The organism is Cysteiniphilum litorale, from assembly GCF_003428165.1.
Lineage (GTDB): Bacteria > Pseudomonadota > Gammaproteobacteria > Francisellales > Francisellaceae > Caedibacter > Caedibacter litoralis.
Genome location: NZ_QLIQ01000126.1, coordinates 1 through 1,322, shown reverse-complemented (window position 1 = coordinate 1,322; position 1,322 = coordinate 1). Strand labels below are relative to the sequence as shown.

At 38.7% G+C, this 1,322-nt stretch carries 2 protein-coding genes; both read right to left on the bottom strand.

Going from position 1 to position 1,322, the window contains the following annotated elements:
- Positions 1-115: 115 nt before the first annotated feature.
- Positions 116-784, bottom strand: a complete 669-nt coding sequence (locus DNJ75_RS14835) for a hypothetical protein (protein ID WP_157968403.1) — start codon at positions 782-784, stop codon at positions 116-118.
- Positions 785-960: 176 nt separating this feature from the next.
- Positions 961-1,322: hypothetical protein (locus DNJ75_RS14830; RefSeq protein ID WP_206609134.1), on the bottom strand; the 362-nt coding region annotated here is incomplete at its 5' end.

Sequence of the window (1,322 nt, the reverse complement as noted above, 5' to 3'; positions counted from 1 at the left end):
GCTTAAATTTATTCATTCGCAACGCCCGCTTTAATTTATCTTGTATGTTATTGTTTGCTATTTTCTTGTTATTTTTTTTGTTATTTTTTGTTTTGACTCTGTCTTAAGTTGGCTTCTAATCAATCTGTGCTAAAAAAACCACCTCACGATAACTGATCTCTTGAATCTTCATCGATACATTGTCTTTCGTCACAATACTTGGTACGGCTTTAATCCCAAACGTGCGGGTAATAAATCCGCCCTGATCAAAACGCACATTATGATCAAGTGCTAATGAGACCTCATACACATTGCCACCTGTTAAAATCACTTTAAGCGGCGTTTTTGACCGCTGTAATTGCATAAGCTTGGTTTTTAACCACTTGACCTGTAATACATCATCCCCATCGGCAAATAGTAATACCGTGTCATAGATTGGTGGTGTTAATGCATATTGTTGTAGCACTTTGGGGTAAGTTGAAATATCCAACGCATTGATGGTTAGTCCTTTCGGATAGATCACCTTGCCTGTAGGATCAATAATATCCTTTTGCAAAGTAATAATCGGCTGATAATAAAAAACATCTGGCCTTACAGTCGTCGGAATACTCACAGGCGTTGGACGTAACATCTTTGCTTTCACCTGATCTTGAACCTCGCGTTGCCACTGCGCTAAAAATCCACTTTGCTCAAGCGCTTTTAACTTAACATGAATGAAGTCCAAAAAATTCACTTCAACGATGTCAAACGTGTGCCCATATTTACCCAAGTCTTTACTGTAACTATATTGAGTGATACCAAGCAAGCTGATAGAAAAAATGCACAGAATAAGTAAAAAAAGCAAAAAATGCAGAAAATAACAAAAGCGTTTAAAAGTACCGTACGTGATGACCATTTTTCTATTTGACCTCTTTGACTTCTTTGACTTCTTTCATTTCTTTGACTTCTTTGACCTCTCATAACGACTGCCAACATCTTCAACTAACTCCGATTTTGATGTACCTGAGCATCCGTAGTCTCCTGCAACTTCTGCTCAAAATACGCATAATCAACATCTACCCGATTGCGTTCCTGCAAATCCGCAAATGCCATACTGAATTGCTGCAACTCGGCTAATTCATCCCCATAAAATTCTTCAACGGTGAGCATAATCGCCTCTTTAAGACTATAGCCCTGTTTGCGATAAGTTTTTACCGCATCCACTTCCTGTCTTTTAGTTGACGTAATAATCTTAGAATACGGATCAAGGAAGAATCGATGCTCTGACGAAAACTCACCGCGCTTGATTAAAAACGATGAAAACCATGCTTCAGATGAGGGGCGAAAACGCTGAATCGTCTTAA